This is a genomic window from Butyrivibrio sp. NC2007, assembly GCF_000421405.1.
GTDB lineage: Bacteria > Bacillota > Clostridia > Lachnospirales > Lachnospiraceae > Butyrivibrio.
The window spans coordinates 396,108-414,515 of the sequence record NZ_ATWY01000001.1 but is presented as its reverse complement, the minus strand read 5'-3'; the positions used below and the strand labels follow the sequence as shown (position 1 = coordinate 414,515).

Annotated in this window: 15 protein-coding genes; 14 read left to right on the top strand and 1 reads right to left on the bottom strand. The window is 44.3% G+C overall.

Annotation, left to right across the window (positions count from 1 at the left end; translation table 11 throughout):
- Positions 1–486 precede the first annotated feature (486 nt).
- Entirely contained in the window at positions 487–1,389 is a 903-nt protein-coding gene (locus G632_RS20855; RefSeq protein ID WP_022767313.1) for an SHOCT domain-containing protein, read from the top strand.
- Between the two features lie 201 nt (positions 1,390–1,590).
- Positions 1,591–2,391, top strand: coding sequence for a glutamate 5-kinase (gene proB, locus G632_RS0101750; protein ID WP_022767312.1), 801 nt, complete (start codon positions 1,591–1,593; stop codon positions 2,389–2,391).
- Positions 2,392–2,453: 62 nt separating this feature from the next.
- Here the strand turns inward: proB and G632_RS0101745 are convergent, their stop codons facing one another.
- Complete coding sequence (locus G632_RS0101745) at positions 2,454–3,023, bottom strand: hypothetical protein (RefSeq protein ID WP_022767311.1); 570 nt, start codon at positions 3,021–3,023, stop codon at positions 2,454–2,456.
- A gap of 147 nt (positions 3,024–3,170) precedes the next feature.
- Here G632_RS0101745 and G632_RS18520 point away from each other — a divergent pair, with 147 nt between their 5' ends.
- From G632_RS18520 to G632_RS0101685, 12 genes are all read left to right on the top strand, one after another.
- Complete coding sequence (locus G632_RS18520) at positions 3,171–5,984, top strand: DNA translocase FtsK (protein WP_022767310.1); 2,814 nt, start codon at positions 3,171–3,173, stop codon at positions 5,982–5,984.
- Position 5,985: 1 nt separating this feature from the next.
- A complete protein-coding gene (locus tag G632_RS0101735) occupies positions 5,986–7,662 on the top strand; it encodes a formate--tetrahydrofolate ligase (RefSeq protein ID WP_022767309.1) in 1,677 nt (558 codons plus the stop codon).
- A gap of 26 nt (positions 7,663–7,688) precedes the next feature.
- Positions 7,689–8,549 carry a bifunctional methylenetetrahydrofolate dehydrogenase/methenyltetrahydrofolate cyclohydrolase FolD gene (folD, locus tag G632_RS0101730; protein ID WP_022767308.1) on the top strand — a complete coding sequence of 287 codons (861 nt, stop codon included), beginning with the start codon at positions 7,689–7,691 and terminating at the stop codon, positions 8,547–8,549.
- Between the two features lie 11 nt (positions 8,550–8,560).
- Entirely contained in the window at positions 8,561–10,006 is a 1,446-nt protein-coding gene (locus G632_RS0101725; RefSeq protein WP_022767307.1) for a chitobiase/beta-hexosaminidase C-terminal domain-containing protein, read from the top strand.
- Between the two features lie 13 nt (positions 10,007–10,019).
- The gene (locus G632_RS0101720) at positions 10,020–10,895 is read left to right on the top strand and encodes a sulfide/dihydroorotate dehydrogenase-like FAD/NAD-binding protein (RefSeq protein ID WP_022767306.1); all 876 of its coding nucleotides are present in this window, start codon (positions 10,020–10,022) and stop codon (positions 10,893–10,895) included.
- 23 nt (positions 10,896–10,918) lie between these two features.
- Positions 10,919–12,301, top strand: a complete 1,383-nt coding sequence (gene gltA, locus G632_RS0101715) for an NADPH-dependent glutamate synthase (RefSeq protein WP_022767305.1) — start codon at positions 10,919–10,921, stop codon at positions 12,299–12,301.
- Between the two features lie 156 nt (positions 12,302–12,457).
- A complete protein-coding gene (locus G632_RS0101710; protein ID WP_022767304.1) occupies positions 12,458–13,501 on the top strand; it encodes a hypothetical protein in 1,044 nt (347 codons plus the stop codon).
- A gap of 12 nt (positions 13,502–13,513) precedes the next feature.
- Complete coding sequence (gene rlmH, locus G632_RS0101705; RefSeq protein WP_026512320.1) at positions 13,514–13,993, top strand: 23S rRNA (pseudouridine(1915)-N(3))-methyltransferase RlmH; 480 nt, start codon at positions 13,514–13,516, stop codon at positions 13,991–13,993.
- A 17-nt stretch (positions 13,994–14,010) separates the two neighbouring features.
- The gene (locus G632_RS0101700) at positions 14,011–15,057 is read left to right on the top strand and encodes a PhoH family protein (protein WP_022767302.1); all 1,047 of its coding nucleotides are present in this window, start codon (positions 14,011–14,013) and stop codon (positions 15,055–15,057) included.
- Positions 15,047–16,258, top strand: coding sequence for a hypothetical protein (locus G632_RS0101695; protein WP_022767301.1), 1,212 nt, complete (start codon positions 15,047–15,049; stop codon positions 16,256–16,258). The genes G632_RS0101700 and G632_RS0101695 overlap by 11 nt, the downstream gene beginning before the upstream one ends.
- The gene (ybeY, locus tag G632_RS0101690; RefSeq protein WP_022767300.1) at positions 16,242–16,745 is read left to right on the top strand and encodes an rRNA maturation RNase YbeY; all 504 of its coding nucleotides are present in this window, start codon (positions 16,242–16,244) and stop codon (positions 16,743–16,745) included. The genes G632_RS0101695 and ybeY overlap by 17 nt, the downstream gene beginning before the upstream one ends.
- A gap of 22 nt (positions 16,746–16,767) precedes the next feature.
- Entirely contained in the window at positions 16,768–18,399 is a 1,632-nt protein-coding gene (locus tag G632_RS0101685) for a polysaccharide biosynthesis C-terminal domain-containing protein (protein WP_022767299.1), read from the top strand.
- The last annotated feature ends 9 nt before the right edge of the window (positions 18,400–18,408 follow it).

Sequence of the window (18,408 nt, the reverse complement as noted above, 5' to 3'; positions counted from 1 at the left end):
TGGCTAAGATAAATCTCATTATATCTGTAAACGACCATTTCTTAGTGCGGCAAAAATCCGTATTTGGGTTCCGGGTAAATAGCCAATGAACTCGGTCCATTTGATCAATAATTGACAGCAGCTTGTTTTTAACAGTTTTAGAATAGTTCATTTAGTGCCTCCTTGAAAAAAGATTTGTCTTTAATTTCAAGGGCCGCTTTCGCTACTTCTAAATACAATTCGTAGCGAAAGCGGCCGCACTTTTTCAGTCATCTGTCAACTATTTTTTAATAAAAAAAGACCTCTATACCATTTCTGATATAGAGATCTTATTCCGTCATCTTATCTTAATGACATTGCTCAGTTGAGCCGTTCTTTGTCGTTTATAAAAAATCTATGTAATTAGTCGTCATATTCTTTATCAATATTTCATTAGAACTTATCACATCTGCGCGTTAAAATCTAAATGTAACATCAAAACAAGAGTATTGAAAGGATGGACGTGTCATGAAAAGTATTATGAAAAGAATTATGGCTGCACTTTTATTAGCTGCAGTATTATCAGGCGCAATGGTATCATCACTTGCTTCCGGCTCAATTAAAGTTGAAGCTGCGGACAAGACAACCACAGCGGCACTTAAGAAGGAGTTTGATGCAGATTTCTACGCAACCAAGTACCCGGATATCAAAGCTGCTTTTGGAAATAACAAAGAAGCGATGTTCAATCACTTCCTTAACTTTGGCATGAAGGAAGGCAGAATGATGAATGCAAATTTTGATCCTGTTGCTTACGTAACTGCTTATCCCGATGTAAAAGCTACTTTAAAAAAGAACGACTACTCAAAGGCATATGAGCACTATGTAATATTTGGTAAAAAAGAAGGAAGAACCCTTACAACCAATGCTCAGGTAACCAAGAAAGCAGCTGCTTCAAAGAAGGTAGTACAGTCTACTACTTATCAGGTAAACCTCAATAACGGCCTTACAGTATATCTGAACGACAGTCAGTACAGTAGCTGTACCATCAAGATTTATAAGAGTGATAACGGATACGGCGCTTATATTGACGGAAATCTCTATGATACAAGCGGAAGCTTCAACAGTGGAAGCTGCTATCAGTATTCAACAGTTAACGTAAATAACGGAAATTGGTCTGAGACCGTTTATTCACAGCCTCAGCAGCAACATCAGAAAGTACAGCCTGCACCTGCACCTGCACCTACTCCGGCTCCTACACCTACTCCTGATCCCGAGCCCGAAGCAGATGATGACGATGATGAAGAAATGTCTGATGAGGATGCTGCTATTTTGTGGATTCTTGTTATCGTTGGAGAGCTTCAGCAAAAGCTTGAAAACGGAGAGATCACTCAGGAAGAATATGATGAAGCAATGGCAGAGCTTGGCCTTTGATGTTTTAAACCTTTTCATATAACAACAAAAAGCTGTACACCGACATAAAGGTGTGCAGCTTTTTTGAGTCAAAGTGAAACGTCCCCGGTGACTCATTTTGAGTCAAAGTGAAACAAGTTCTTGATTTCTTTTTCCTCAGTTATATAATAGGGATATGTGTTTTTAACAAATTAAAGTGTGAAATTATTTAAGAGGAGAGCCATGACACTTAGTAAAAAGAGAATTGTGGTAAAGGTCGGAACTTCCACAATTACAAATGATGATGGCAATGTTGATATAAGGGCACTTGATCATCTTTGCAGAGCACTTGCAGGAGTAGAGAATCTTGGATACGACCTGGTGCTGGTTTCTTCCGGAGCTATTGCTGTTGGAGCCAACAAGATGAGACTTGCCCAGAAGCCCAAGGAGATCAGAATGAAACAGGCTGCAGCAGCTGTCGGCCAGACAGAACTCATGCACCTGTATGACAAGTTCTTTTCCGAATACGGTAGGATGGTAGGTCAGATCCTTCTTGATAACGGAGATATTACTGATCCGGTCAGAAGTGAGAATCTTAAGAATACCTTCGATGCACTTTTAGAGAACCACATTATCCCTATTGTTAATGAGAACGACTCAGTCAGCCACGCAGAGATTGAATCGGAGAAAAAGCTCTTTTCTGACAATGACATGTTATCGGCTGTTGTAGCAGTATTCTGTAAGGCAAGTAAGCTCATTATCTTCTCGGATATTGACGGCCTCTACGACGGCAATCCCAAGACTGATCCAAACGCCAAGGTCATCAGCAGGGTAGAAGAGATCACGGAGGAGCTTAAAAATGTTGCTTCCGGATCAGGATCAAATCGCGGAACCGGCGGAATGATCACCAAGCTTGAGGCTGCAGAACTTGCAACTTCACATGGAATCGATGTTTTAGTAACAAACGGAAAAAATCCCGAGAAGCTCTACGACGTTATTGAGAAGAAGAAAGTCGGAACTTTGTTCGTTGCAAAAGAAAAATAAGCAAAAAATAACGCTATCAGTACTCGTAAGTGCTGATAGCGTTTTATTTTCATTAAACCTAATTATACATTCTCATGATACTTGTCATAAATCTCTGTCAGATAAGTCTTAACGATCTGAATGTTTGACATCTTGCGAAGATCTGCATTGCCCATAAGCACTGAAATCTCGTCTGCAAGAAGCAGCATGTTGTAGATCTTGAGCTTGAACTCATCACGTGTGAGCTGGTCTACGTTGATCTCCATGAGAGGTGAGCCGAGCTTCATTGTAACATTCTCATCTGCGATTCCTGTAAGAACCATACGGGTCTCAGGATCGAAGTTTACGTAGAGGATGAGATGCTCCTTCTCATGCTTTTTAAGAGAAGTGGGATTCTGATGTGATGTCTCCATCCACTCGAAGAGGTCAGCCTCGTCCGGATTCATGAGATATTTTGTCAGTTCCTCTTTATGCTTCTCAACGTACTGCATATATTTGCTGGCGTTAGGGCCTGTATAAGCAAGTTCAACCTTTACACCGTTATCTGTCCTGACAAGACGGCATTTATCAGCAACTTCCCTGATCTTAAGAGAAGTTTCGGTGTTCCCGATCATCTTAAAAGTACCGGTTTCCAATTCCTGTGTAAATTCCATTGTGTTCTCCTTCACTATTTATCTAAGCTAAACTTAAATCAGTAGTTAGTATAGCATAAAGGGTTTAAAAATGGTATACTATCTAAGGTCTGTTTGCGTAATATTAACAGATCGATATTTTAAAGAAAGTTTTGTGACGGGTAGGATATGGCAACAAATACGAGGGGAAATTCTACCAGGAGATCTACAGGAAGATCATCCGGGTCTAAGAGTACATCATCAAGAAAGAAGAATGTACGGGAGGAAGAGCTGGATTATTCTTTAAAGAGCGAACTGATTGTCATCGGTATGGCTTTTCTTACCATATTTCTTTTCCTATGTAATTTCGGTGTATGCGGAGCACTTGGCAGCGCAGTAAGCGGTGTCTTATTTGGTTTGTTCGGCATCACTGCTTATATTGCGCCACTTGTAGTGCTTGCAGCTGTTGTGGTCGGAGTCGCCAATTTTGGCTCAAATGCCGCCATTCGTAAGATAGTTGCAGGCATTGTTTTATTCTTTGTGATCGGAATGCTGGCTGAACTACTCACCGGCAGACCACAGTCTTCAGATTCCTATTTGATAAAAGAAATATATGGACAAGCCAGTGAACATAAGAACGGTGGAGGTGTCTTCGCAGGTTCTCTTGCCTATGTGTCCTACAAGTATCTCTCACTTGCGGGAACAGCTCTTTTGCTGCTGCTTATCGGCATTGCTTCTATAGTAGTGGTTACCCAGCAGTCCTTTGTTGGAGGCCTTAAGAAGGGCGGAAGAAAGCTCATCGACAAGACCAGACAGGAAGCTGACAACTACCGAGAGTACGCTGAGAGACGCAGAGAGAAGATGGAAGCAAGACGCGCTGAGATCGAGGAAGAAAGACGCCTTGCCATCGAGCAGAAGGAAGATGAGAAAATCCTTCGTATGGAGAAGAAGGTCAGCGGCGTAATGATCGATACCGCCCTTGATAAAGAGGAAGAGGACGGCGATGACCTTGGCGAGATAAAGCTTCACAACGAGGAGAAGGTAAAGAGCGAAAATCTCTTTATTCCTGATGAAGATGAGTTCCACGACGATATCCACGAGATCATTCTTAAGAATGAGAGCGATGCCATAGAAGAGATTGAGTCAGCAGGAAGACGTAATGATGCTTATGAGCCTGAATATGAGCCTGAGCCTTCTTATGAGCCTGATTATCGGGATGAAGAGGCCTATGAGCCTGAACCTGAACCGGTAAAAGAGCTTTCACCATCTATGAAGAAGCTCGTTGCAAGAGCTACAAATGAATTTGATTCAGACGATGACATCCTTCCTGATGTGCCTGTTCACGCTGAGCACCTCGGAAACGGAATGAACGGCGACTATGTGATCCATGCTCAGGATCACATCTCAAGAAGTGCTGGTGCCGACAGTACAATAAACGGTTCAAAGCCTTCATCAGTTAATCTCGGTCCCGGTCCTCACACAACGAGCCCAGGCATGGAGAAAGAGATTGAAAGACACAAGAGGAGCGTTCCCAAGAAGTACGTATTCCCTCCTCTTAGCCTTCTTGAAAAGGGTGTTAAGAACAAGAATACAGATTCCGCAAGAGCTCTGAAAGAGACAGCGGTTAAGCTACAGGAGACACTGGCTACATTCGGAGTTAAGGTTACCGTAACCGACATCAGTCAGGGCCCTGCGGTAACAAGATTTGAGCTTCAGCCTGAGGCCGGAGTCAGAGTTAACAAGATTGTTGGTCTTGCAGATGATATCAAGATGAATCTGGCAGCCAGCGACATAAGGATTGAGGCACCTATCCCGGGTAAGGCTGCTGTGGGAATCGAGGTACCAAACAAAGAGAATCAGGCAGTTGCACTAAGAGACCTCTTTGAATCCTCAGAATATCAGAACTTTTCATCCAAGCTTGCCTTTGCAGTCGGAAAAGACATAGCGGGCAAGGTGGTTGTAACCGATATAGCCAAGATGCCTCACCTTCTTATCGCAGGTGCTACAGGTTCAGGTAAATCGGTATGTATTAACACCATCATCATGTCCCTTATCTATAAGGCCAAGCCTGAAGAGGTACAGATGATCATGATCGATCCTAAGATTGTTGAGCTTTCTGTTTACAACGGAATCCCACATCTTATGATCCCCGTCGTAACAGATCCCAAGAAGGCTGCAGCTGCACTTAACTGGGCTGTTGCTGAGATGACCAACAGATACAAGAAGTTTGCGGACACAGGAGTAAGGGACCTTAAGGGCTACAATAAGCTTGCAGCTGACTCTAATGACCCTGAGATGACTGTTCTTCCGCAGATTGTTGTCATAGTTGATGAGCTTGCAGACCTCATGATGGTTTCGGCCAATGAGGTTGAGGATGCCATCTGCCGTCTTACACAGCTGGCAAGAGCAGCAGGCATTCATCTGATAATAGCAACACAGAGACCATCCGTAGACGTTATCACGGGACTTATCAAGGCCAATATGCCAAGCCGTGTAGCATTTGCCGTTTCCAGCGGTGTTGATTCCAGAACAATCCTGGATATCAACGGTGCTGAGAAGCTCCTTGGAAAGGGCGACATGCTCTTTTACCCACAAGGCTACACCAAACCGGCCAGAGTCCAGGGCGCCTTCGTTTCAGACAAGGAAGTTCAGGCAGTTACTGATTTCTTAAGAAATCAGGGCTCAGAAGCTTCTTACAACGAAGAAGCCATGAATTCCATTGACAATATGTCCGCCGGCGGAGGAGCAGGCGGATCATCTTCATCAGATGGCGGGTCAGATAGAGACGAGTACTTTGTTCAGGCAGGGAACATTATCATAGAAAAAGAAAAAGCTTCAATCGGTATGCTTCAGCGCGTGTTCAAGATTGGATTTAACAGGGCTGCCAGGATCATGGATCAGCTCTGCGAGGCAGGCGTTGTAGGAGACGAGGAGGGCACCAAGCCTAGGAAAGTGCTAATGAGTAAACAAGAGTTTGACGCGTACGTGAATGGAGGAGATTGAAATGGCTGTAAAGAGTGACATCGAAATCGCACAGGAAGCTAAAATGCTTCACATCAGAGAGGTTGCTGACAAACTCGGAATCACCGAGGACGACCTTGAGTACTACGGAAAGTACAAGGCAAAACTTTCAGAGGAGTACTTAAGAAAGGTCGAGGGAAATAAGAAAGGCAAACTCATCCTTGTAACTGCTATCAACCCAACCCCTGCAGGCGAAGGCAAGACAACTACCAGCGTAGGTCTTGGCGATGCGCTTAACAGACTTGGTTACAAGACTGTTATCGCCCTCAGGGAACCTTCTCTTGGACCATGCTTTGGTATCAAGGGCGGAGCAGCAGGTGGCGGATATGCTCAGGTTGTTCCAATGGAAGATTTGAACTTACACTTCACGGGCGATTTCCACGCCATTACTTCAGCAAACAATCTTCTTGCAGCACTTATTGATAACCATATTCAGCAGGGTAACGAGCTTGGCATCGATACCCGCCAGATCATATGGAAAAGAGCTGAGGACATGAACGACAGAGCCCTCAGAAATATAGTAGTAGGTCTTGGAGCCAAGGCTGACGGTGTTCCCAGAGAGGATCACTTCGTTATCACTGTAGCTTCAGAAATCATGGCTATTCTTTGTCTTGCCAGCGATATGGATGATTTAAAGGCAAGACTTTCAAGAATCATCGTTGCATACACAAGAGACGGCGAGCCTGTAACTGCTAAGGACCTCAATGCAGTCGGCTCAATGGCAGCTCTTTTAAAAGATGCTATTAAGCCTAACCTTGTTCAGACATTAGAGCACACACCTGTTATCGTACACGGCGGACCTTTCGCAAATATCGCTCACGGATGTAACTCAGTAAGAGCAACCAAGACAGCTCTTGGCATCTCTGATTACACAGTAACTGAGGCAGGATTCGGTGCTGACCTCGGAGCAGAGAAGTTCCTTGATATCAAGTGCAGGATCGCAGGCCTTAAGCCTGATGCAGTTGTTCTTGTAGCAACCATCAGAGCTCTTAAGTACAACGGCGGAGTTGCAAAAAAGGATCTCGGAGAAGAGAACCTTGAGGCTCTTAAGAAGGGTATCGTAAACCTTGAGAAGCACATCGAGAACATCCAGAAATACGGTGTTCCGGTTGTTGTAACCTTAAATGCATTCCTCACAGATACAGACGCTGAGATGGCTTATGTAAAAGAGTTCTGTGAAGAGAGAGGATGCAAGTTTGCTCTTTCAGAAGTTTGGGCAAAAGGTGGAGAAGGCGGAGAGGCTCTTGCCAAGGAAGTAATAAGCACCATCGAGAACAAGCCTTCAAACTACGCACCTATCTATTCAGACGACTTATCACTTACAGAGAAGATCACCAAGGTTGCTACCGAGATCTACGGAGCAGATGGAGTCAACTTCCTTCCTGCAGCAGCCAAGCAGCTTGCTAAGATTGAGGAGATGGGCTTTGGCAAGCTCCCTGTATGTATGGCTAAGACACAATATTCACTCTCTGACGATCCTAACATGCTTGGAAGACCCAGAGATTACAATATCACCGTTCGTGAAGCTTACGTTTCAGCAGGAGCAGGCTTTGTAGTAGCACTTACAGGCGCTATCGTTACAATGCCCGGACTTCCAAAGAGACCTGCAGCCTTCGATATCGATGTAAATGCAGAAGGCAATATTGTAGGATTGTTCTGAGCAATATAGCAAAAGAAGGAGATTTTATGAGCGCAAAGATCATTGACGGAAAAGCAATATCCCAGCAGATCAAGGACGAGCTTAAGGAAAAGACAGCTGCCCTTAAGGAAAAGGGAATAGAAGTAACCCTGGCAGTTATTCTTGTGGGTGAAGATCCTGCTTCACAGGTTTATGTTCGCAACAAGAAAAGAGCCTGTGAATACATAGGATATAATTCACTTTCCTATGAGCTTCCGGCTGAGACTACGCAGGAAGAGCTCCTTAAGCTTATTGATGAGCTAAACGGACGTAGGGACGTAGACGGTATACTGGTACAGATGCCACTGCCGGGGCACATTGATGAAAAAACTGTCATCAATGCCATTGACCCTTCTAAGGATGTGGACGGATTCCACCCTATGAATGTCGGAGCTCTTATGATAGGGGAGAAAGGCTTTGTATCATGCACTCCCGCAGGAGTTATTCAGCTCCTTAAGAGAGGTACAGACGGATACGACATTACCGGCAAGGAATGTGTCATCATCGGAAGAAGCAACATTGTCGGCAAGCCCATGTCTCTTTTAATGCTGAGAGAAAACGCAACTGTGACGGTTGCACACTCAAAGACCAAAAATCTTGCTGAAGTTTGTAAAAGAGCTGATATAATAATTGCAGCTGTTGGTAAAGCGGCAGTTATAACTGCAGACCATGTAAAAGAAGGCGCAGTGGTTATAGACGTTGGCATCAACAGAAATGAAGACGGCAAGCTTTGCGGAGATGTTAAGTTTGATGAGGTTTCAGAAATCGCCGGATACATCACACCTGTACCCGGTGGCGTAGGACCCATGACCATCGCAATGCTTATGAACAATTGCTATGAAGCAGCTCTTTTGCATAATGCCAATTAAACGGAGTGCTAATGAAGTGTCCCAATTGCGGGTTTGAAATTCCGGATGGACATATGTACTGCGATAACTGCGGTACAGAGATAAACTTCGTCCCGGATTTTGAACCGGAAGTTGAAAATGAAATAAACGCCACTCTCTCGGGAGTGGCGGATGAACTAAATAAAGATGAGAAGGCCAAGGAAGAAAAAAGGCAAAAGAGAAAGGCTATTCTTAATGCTATTGCACAGAGATGGAAGCTCATTGTCGGATCGGTAGCAGCTATTGTGCTGATCATAGTCTTTACTTCTCTTTTCTTTGCATATCACAACAAGACTTCGCTGTATTACTTAAGTCTTGCTGAGTCCACAAGGTCATCCGGTGATACAGCCGGAGCTATAAGACAGCTTAAAGAGGGCAATAAGCAGCATCCGGACAACTCTGATATCATCTTCAGAATGTCGGATTACTACCTGGAAGAAGGCGACTACGACGGTGCTGTTGAGTCTTTGATGCTTATAGTTGATTCGGGGCTCTTTTCTGAGGACAAGGTAAAATCTGCTTACGAGAGTATTATGTCCATCTATAATCAGGTGGGAGATTACAGCAAAGTTGCGGAGCTTTTCTCGCAGGACGACTCAGAGGTCGTTTCGGAACTTCGAAAGAAATATGTTCCCAGCGCTCCGGTCATGACTCCGGAAGCAGGAACCTATGATATTGTAAATGTTTCTTTAAGAATGGTTGACGGAACCGGCAGAGCCATATATTATACCGTTAATGACGGTGATCCCACCAGCGAGAGCATTCTCTATGAGAATGAGATCGTTCTGGAGAATGAGGGAGTCTATGACATCAAAGCTGTAACAGTCAATGAATATGGTATAAGCTCTGAAGTTGTTGAATGTGAATACGTCATTGAGGCAGGCGCTGTACCTCCTCCGGAGATCATGGAGCCAAGTGGTGAGTACAATCAGAACACTATGATTGTTGCCGTTACAAAGTCTGAGTATTCAATATTCTATACAACAGACGGATCTGATCCGACAACAGAGTCCAAGCAGTATATATCGCCCATTACAATGCCTGTGGGCACAAGCCATTACAAATTCATTGCCTATGACAATGACGGAAATTTCAGCGAGATTGTTGAGAGGGACTATCACCTTGTTTATTCAAGACTGGTAGCACCGGAACAGGCAGTCAACAATCTTGTAAGCACGCTGGTCAGGCTTGATATTCTTCTGGATAATACTGGCAAAGTCAGAGGAATAGAAGGTCATAATGAGTATATTTACAACTCGGTCATCGAGATTGAGGGTGCAGGTGAGTACTACGTGGTTGTTGAGAATCATGTGCTCAATGACGGAACCAGTGCACCAACGGGCCTTATGTACGCCGTTAATACTCACGACGGAACCGTAAACAGGCTAGGTTACGATTCCAGTGGCAAGTATACACTGATAACAATATCTAACAGATAGGAGGAGAATTTTTATGTTCAAAATTTTGGAAGCCCGTGAGCTTACAACAAACATTTTCCAGATGATTGTTGAAGCTCCCCGTGTTGCAGGCTCTTGTTTGCCGGGACAGTTTCTGATCATCCGTGTTAACGAGGATGGAGAGAGAATCCCGCTTACAATCTGTGACTACGACAGAGAGAAGGGGACTGTCGAAATCGTTGTTCAGGCTATCGGTGCAGAGACCTACAAACTTTCCAAGCTTAAAGCTGGGGATGAGCTTGCTGATGTTGTAGGACCACTTGGAAAGCCATCTGACCTTGTTGAGGAAGACATCGAAGAACTCAAGAAGAAAAAGATTGTTTTCATTGCCGGGGGTGTTGGAACAGCACCTGTTTATCCACAGGCTAAGTGGCTCAAGGAGCACGGCGTTGAGTGCGACGTAATCATTGGTGCCAAGAACAAAGACCTGGTAATCCTTGAGGACAGATTCAAGGAAGTATGTAACCTTCACATCACAACAGATGACGGATCCTACGGAAGAAGCGGTATGGTAACAGTAGCTCTTCAGGATCTCTGGAATGAAGGCCATAAGTATGATCACTGCGTAGCTATCGGACCAATGATCATGATGAAATTCGTTTGCAAGCTCACAAAAGAGCTGGGAATTCCTACAATCGTAAGCATGAATCCAATCATGGTTGACGGAACAGGTATGTGCGGCGCCTGCAGACTTACTGTTGGCGGAGAAGTAAAGTTCGCTTGTGTAGACGGACCTGAGTTTGACGGTCACAAGGTTGACTTTGATCAGGCCATGAACAGAATGAAGCTTTATAAGACTGAGGAGGGCAGACTCATGCTCAAGGCTCAGGAGGGCGACACTCACCACGGCGGATGCGGTAACTGCGATTAATTCATGAATAAGGAGGCAAACAAATGGATGGTTTTGTAAGAGTTCCTGTTCGTGAGCAGGAAGCAAAAGAGAGAGCAAAGAACTTCAAGGAAGTATGCCTTGGATACAATAAAGAAGAAGCAGAGAGCGAGGCAACAAGATGCCTTAACTGCCCTAACCCTAAGTGTGTAGCAGGATGTCCTGTATCTATCGACATTCCCGGCTTCATCCAGAAGGTTAAGGAAGGAAACGTTGAGGAGGCTTATCAGGTTATCAGTAAGTCAAGTGCACTTCCTGCAGTATGCGGACGTGTATGCCCTCAGGAGAGCCAGTGCGAAGGCAAGTGCGTAAGAGGTATCAAGGGAGATCCTGTTTCAATCGGCAAGCTTGAGAGATATGTTGCAGATACAGCACGTGAGATGGGCATCATGCCTGAAGGCGCTAAGGAGAAGAAGGGCAAGAAGGTTGCTGTTATCGGTTCAGGCCCTTCAGGTCTTACCTGTGCAGGCGATCTTGCAAAGATGGGATATGACGTAACTATTTTTGAGGCTCTTCATGAGGCCGGCGGAGTACTTGTTTACGGTATTCCTGAGTTCCGTCTTCCTAAGGATGCGGTAGTTAAGAAAGAGATTGAGAACGTTAAGTCACTTGGTGTTAAGCTTGAGACAGACGTTGTTATCGGAAAGAGCGTTACTATTGATGAACTCATGGAGAAGGAAGGCTTTGAAGCTGTATTCATCGGATCAGGTGCAGGACTTCCAAGATTCATGAATATCCCCGGCGAGCAGGCTATGGGTGTATTCTCAGCTAATGAGTACCTCACAAGAAGTAACCTCATGAAGGCTTTTGATGAGAACTCAACAACTCCTATCATGAAGGCTAAGAAGTGCGTAGTTGTCGGCGGCGGAAACGTTGCTATGGACGCAGCAAGAACAGCTCTTCGTCTCGGAGCAGAGGTTCATGTAGTTTACAGACGTGGTGAGGAAGAGCTTCCTGCACGTAAGGAAGAAGTACATCACGCTAAGGAAGAGGGAATCATCTTTGATCTTCTCACAAACCCTGTTGAGATCCATGCTGACGAGAACGGCTGGGTAAAGAGCATCACATGTATCCGCATGGAGCTCGGCGAGCCTGATGAGTCAGGAAGAAGAAGCCCTGTTGAGATCCCGGGATCAGAGTTTGAGATTGAGTGTGATGCAGTTATCATGTCACTTGGTACATCACCTAACCCTCTTATCTCTTCAACAACCGAGGGACTTGAAGTTAACAGAAGGAAGTGTATCGTTGCTGAGGAAGCAAACGGACAGACATCAAAGAAGGGCGTATTTGCCGGCGGAGATGCTGTTACAGGAGCTGCTACAGTTATCCTTGCCATGGGTGCAGGAAAAGCTGCTGCAAAGGGTATCGACGAGTATCTTTCAAAGTAATTTAGTGAGTGCAGACTGCCACAGATTATTCTGTGGCAGTTTTTTATTGAAATAAAGTCTAATTCTTAAGAAATCTTAAGAATTTTCGACGGTAAATCTTAAGAATTACCTGATACCATGGTATAATAACAAAGTTAGTGAAACGGAGATTATATCATGAACAAAGAGGAAAAAATAAAGGTTGCGATCACAGCAGGAGTCGCATCGGTAATACTTCTTATCCTGGTTTTATTCCTTGCTCTTTCAGGGAAAAAAGGAAACGATGAAGAGAGGATGAATGAGAATATCACAGATTATGCCGGCAGTAATCAGGCATCGACAGCTGTAAGTACAGATGCACTTACAGGAAATGCAGCATCAACTGAAGGCTCTGCCGAAAGTGCAGCAGATGGCTCTACAGATGGCTCTACTGCAGCAACATCAGTTGCAGCAACTTCCGAATACAAAGACACTGCTAAAAATTCAGTTTCAGGAAACAGCTTCTACGCAACTAACACAGCAGTTTTAAAAGATGTTTATAAGGGCATAAAATACGATTTAAATGCTCAGCTGAAGGAAATGTATACCTACTGGGCAGATGGAAATACAGAGGCAGTAAGAGACCTTGCTCACCTTGAGAGATTTGAAGCTATGTCATATAGTCTTTCAGGAAGTCAAGATTTCTTTTACTACGGAGATACGACAGGTGATGGTGTTCCAAACGGAACCGGCCTTGCAGTATATGCCAATGATCAGTACTATTTCGGAGAATGGTCTGAGGGCGTTCGTAGCGGAAACGGAACCTGGATCTCTTTCTATCCAAATTACAGTCAGTATGTGGTAAAAGAGCATATGTACACAGGAGAGTGGGCCGGCGACCTTCCAAACGGACAGGGCCAGGAGCACTACGACTATGTATCTGAATATATGAATAGTGCCGATATCTATCTGCAGAATGCCATTGGCGGTTTCAAAGATGGCTACTATAATGGTGATATGTACATAATAACCGTTGATAAAAACGGCGATACTTCTGAGTGGGACGGAAAATGCAATAATGGTACCTGGGAACAGGTTTTACATGCTTCGATTGATACTAAGGGCAAGATTCCGGTGCTGAGCCTTCGAGAGAACACAGAGAACCACGTCTACATGACAAAAGAGGGAACTAAGGATAACGGCGTATCCGGCATCATAACCGGCGGAAGCATAAGAAAATAAGGAGTATTCGTGATAAAGATAACTCTTATTGTTGTCGGCAAAATTAAAGAGAAATACTGGAATGACGCCATTAACGAGTATTCCAAGAGGCTTTCACGTTACTGTAAGCTGGACATCTGTGAAGTGCAGGATGAGAAGACTCCGGATGATGCACCACCTGCCATCTGTGACCAGATCAAGAAAAAAGAGGCGGAGAGAATCCTGAAAAATATTGATGATCACGCCTTTGTGTGTACGCTGGAGATTGTAGGTAAGCGCTTTACCTCGGAAGCCTTTGCGGATTTTCTCGATAAAAAGGCTCTTTCGGGAGTCAGCCACATTCAGTTTGTAATAGGCGGATCCTTGGGACTTCACGAGAGCGTACTTAAGAGGTCTGATCAGGCAATAAGCTTTTCCGACATGACTTTCCCTCACCAGATGATGAGGGTTATACTGCTGGAGCAGATTTACAGGGGCTACAGGATCATTAACAATGAGCCCTATCATAAATAACAGATTTGGGGATATGTATGAGTGAGATCACAGAACTGACACTGTCACTTACGGCTGAGGATGAGAGAAATATTTTTGGCGGGAATGACAGCTACATCAGGAAAATTGAGAAGAGCCTTTCAGTTGAGATCATCGACAGAAACGGTCAGCTTCACATAATTGGGGACAAGGAAGGGGCAAACAGAGCTTCACAGATCATAAGGGAGCTGGTAACTCTTTCAAGAAGAGGGTCACTTGTTGAGGAACAGAGCGTAGAATATGCCATTTCCCTCAAGAATGATGATACAATGGAGAAAGAGGTCAAGGAGAAAGACAATGTCCTTGCCGGTATTGATATGGATGTTATCTGCCATACTGTTTCCGGTAAGCCGATCAAGCCCAAGACCCTTGGTCAAAAGAGATATATAGATGCCATCAGAAATAAGATGATTGTATTTGGCCTGGGACCTGCCGGAACAGGTAAGACCTACCTTGCAATGGCAATGGCAATCACGGCCTTCCAGAGAGACGAGGTCAGCCGTATCATCCTTACAAGACCTGCAATCGAGGCAGGAGAGAAGCTGGGCTTTTTGCCCGGAGACCTTCAGAGTAAGGTTGACCCGTACTTAAGGCCTCTTTACGATGCGCTGTATCAGATCATGGGTACAGAGAACTTTATCAAGAATATGGAGAAGGGACTTATTGAGGTTGCTCCTCTTGCATATATGAGAGGAAGAACTTTGGACAATGCCTTTATCATTCTGGATGAGGCACAGAACACAACTCCTGCTCAGATGAAGATGTTCCTGACCAGAATTGGCTTTGGCTCTAAAGTAATCATCACAGGTGATGCTTCCCAGAAGGATCTTGCTCCGGGAACAAAGTCAGGACTTGATATAGCAAGCGCAGTACTTAAGGGCATTGATGATATTGCCTTCTGCAACCTGACAAGTGCCGATGTAGTAAGACATCCGCTTGTTCAGAAGATTGTTAAGGCCTACGAGGACTATGAGAAAAAGACTGCTAACAAGCAGACCAGGAAAAGAGTTCAGAAGTTGGAGAGAAGTTCACTAAATGGAAAGTGAGAAGGGGTCACTTAACAGGATAAAGATTCTTTATGCCATAATGTTCCTTTTTACGGGAGCATTTGTCTTTGGCATGTCATTTATATTGGGAAAGAGCCATGAGGCTATACTCAGGAATACCATAGTTTCACTCGTTGGAGCGGGAACCATTATCTTTATGCTGATGGATGCAGCAGGTAAGGGCAAGGAAGGTTTCTCCTATGACAACTTTTATAAGAGGAACAGGTATTTTATCGTCTATATGCTCATGGTGGTTTTGTCATGTCTCTTTTCCCTGGTTCCCAGTGAATTCTGGCCATATATGTCACTTATCGTGGTGATGGCGCTGTTTTCAAACACAGAGATAGGCATGATGTCAGGCGTGTTCTTTGTTACGCTTTCAGTTATGCTTGAAGAGACAGGAGGCGTTGAAGAGCTGCTTATGTATGTACTCGCCGGAGCTGTTGCACTCGCTCTGTTTAAAGACCTTGGCGAGGAAACACAGGTTGCACTTCCGGTATTCATTTCACTCTTGATGCAGGCGGTTCTTTTGATGGCCTTTAATGTGCTGTTCCAGAACAGGACTTTCTCCATCAATATCCTGATACTGCCTATACTGAACCTGATGTTGAATCTCATAATCCTTCTGATATTCCTTAACATGTTCGGTGTTTACGTAATCAGGAAATCCAATGACATGTACATGGAGATCAACGATGTTGAATATCCGCTGCTTGTGGCACTCAAGGAAAAAGACAAGGATGAGTACTTCAGAGCTATCCATACAGGTTACCTCGCTGAGAGAATAGCCCTTGGTCTTGGCTTTAATGCAAGAGCTGTAAAGGCCTGTGCATACTATCACAGGATAGGACTCCTTGGAGATGGCCTTAAATGGGCAGATGTAAGCCACTACTACGAAGAGAATAATTTCCCACTAGAGGCGATTGAGTTTCTTCATGAGTATATAGAGCCTGAAAAGGGTGCCATCAAGTCAAAAGAGGCTTTGGCTGTCCAGCTGAGTGAAACGGTAATAGCATCAATAATGTATCTGATAAAAAAGAACAAAGATGCTAAAATAGATTATGACAAACTGATAGATGGCATCTTGGATAAGAAGTATAGTGACGGAGATTTAAAGGACTACGATGTAACCTTCAGGGACTTTGACAAGATGCGAGCACTTCTTAAGAAAGAGAAATTATACTATGACTTTTTACGTTGAGAATGAAGTAGATGCCGACTTTGGCTTTGATATAGAAGAGCTGGCAAAGAGCGTTGCAGATACTGTGCTTGATATGGAGGGCTGCGCTGCTGATATCGAAGTAGGCCTTACCATTACGGACAGCGAAGGAATACATGAGCTTAACAAGGAGTTCAGGGGAATAGATTCACCTACTGATGTACTGTCTTTCCCAAATGTGAGCTATGAGAATGCAGGGGATTTCTCAGTGCTGTTAGGGGAGCAGCTTGTGGATCTTCTTGATCCGGATACCGGTAAGATCATGTTTGGGGATATTGTTATCAATGAGGACAGAGTTCGTTCTCAGGCCGAGGACTTTGGCCACAGTGTTAAGAGGGAGTTTGCCTTTCTTGTTGCCCACAGCATGCTTCATCTGTGCGGATATGATCACATGGAAGAGGAAGAGGCAAAGGTTATGGAAAAAAAGCAGGAGGACGTTCTGGGAAAGCTTGGTATTACCAGAGACTGACTCCTTTAATGGGGAATAAAATATGAAGACCTACTCAGAAGAGAAGAGAATAAAGCCGCACATCCTGACCGCAGCTGTTTATCTGGCTGCTCTGGTAATGATGGTTTACTTTATTATGGCTGTAAGAATATGTGGTGAAAAAGGAGCGTTTTTCGCCGTCGGACCGTTTTTTATTTATTGTGTGCTTTACTGCAGCTTTGTACTGGCAGTCCAGAAGGCTGTCTATATCATGGTAAGGCTACGTGCCAGAAGATCACAGTTCCACAACGCTGAGACCAATATGCAGAGATCCATGAGGATATTCAGTATCAGTTCGCTGGTGATGGGAGGTCTTTTGATAGCGCTTAGCTACATCCTTTGCAGCGTTGTACTTGGGACAGACAGAGGTTTTATCCAGCTTATACTGGCAGGAGTTTCAGTCATCTTCTTGGGAATCCAGGGAGTCCTTAGAGGGTATCTGCAGGGAATCGGTTACACCAAGCCGATTGTTTTATCAGACCTTTTAATTGCACTTGTATCAATTGTTTCAGGAACCATTGCTGTTGGAATCCTGTACAACTACGGACTTAAGGTGAACAAGCTTCTTCATGCAAATGAATTTTCTGCAGTTTACGGCTCGACAGGACTTATGGCAGGAATACTTTTAGGAAGCCTTGTTGGACTTATTCAGACAGTGATAAGTTATCACCTTCGAAAGGGCGAGATACAGGAGTTTGTTAAGAACGGAGCGCCAAGATACCTCGACAACAAGAATGACGTACTGGCAGGCATCAGGCCTTTAATGCCTCTTTATGCAACACCTGCACTGGCAGTTTTGGTTGATCTGTGCTTTTATTGCATCTTTACCAGAAAGGTGCACAAAGATATTGATTACATGGCAAGCTTTGGCATTTATGCAGGATACGTTATTTGCACAATAGCTCTTTTCACACTTATCTGCACATTGCCATATATCAAGTCCATGAACAGGGTTATGGCAAGGATTGAAAGAGATGAGTTTGAAGGCGCAAGAGACAGATACAGACGCCTTATCAGGTTCTCAAATATGTTCTTTATACCGGTTTCGGTGTTTGTGTTTGCAACAGCTGAGACCATACTGATAGCTCTTTTTGGAAAGAGTAATGCCCTTGCTAATTCACTGCTTAGCCTCGGAGGACTTATGATCATGTGCGCAAGCCATGCAATCATGTCGTCATGGCTTTTAAACCATATGGGCAAGTCAGTGGCAGCTCTGGTCAATCTTGGAATCGGCTGGGCTTTCCACATAATTCTTCTGGTACTGTTTGTATGGCCACTCAACATGGGAGTTATGGGAGTTCTGCTGTCGGGAATCCTTGCTGTAGGAATCTACGATGCTTTCTGCTACCTCATGATCTCCAGGGTATTGCATCATCGTCACGAGTGGATGATGAGCTTTGTGCTTCCTTTGGCTTCTGCAGCAGCTGCGGGGCTTGTAGTATTTCTTTTGAATAAACTGCTTATCAATGTCATCGGCGATATACTGACGCTGATTGTTTGCGCTTTAATATTCTGGCTGGTATATATGCTTGTCATGGTTGTGACAGGAGGACTGCTTGCTCATGAGCTTAAAAAGGTACCTTTTGGCAATCTGTTCTACGGCATTTCCACCGCTATAAGGCGCGATCGATATTAAGAGGGCTGA